Source organism: Finegoldia sp. P1-F-LS, from assembly GCF_052932205.1.
In genome coordinates, this window is record NZ_JBRFJH010000036.1 from 1 (window position 1) to 369 (window position 369).

A 369-nucleotide genomic window follows, 5' to 3' on the forward strand; every position below is an offset into this window, starting at 1 on the left:
GCGAGGCGAGAATTGTCAATGTAAAAGTCGTTGTGAATAAATCACTTGCAGAAACAAACGAGCCAACTGGTAAAGAAATAAAAATCCTAGAAGGAGAAAATGTTGAAGCAAAAGATTTGGTTGCAAACTCAGATGATTTGCCTGCTGATACAACATTTGAATTCAAAGAAAAACCAGACACTAAGGCAGTAGGAACCTATGACACAACAATAATCGTAAAATACAGCGACGGCTCAATTGACGAAGTACAATCAAAAATTATCATACAAAAACAAGCAGCGGTAATCACACCAATACCAACAGTTGAAGCAATTGATGAAATTGTGGAATTCGGCAAAACATACGACTTGACAGACAACATCAAAAATT

Annotated in this window: 1 protein-coding gene; it reads left to right on the plus strand. The window is 36.3% G+C overall.

The window, feature by feature from the left end; all coding sequences use genetic code 11:
- Positions 1-32: 32 nt before the first annotated feature.
- On the plus strand, positions 33-369 hold a 337-nt coding region (locus tag ACU68Y_RS09165), incomplete at its 3' end, for a Rib/alpha-like domain-containing protein (RefSeq protein ID WP_446765343.1).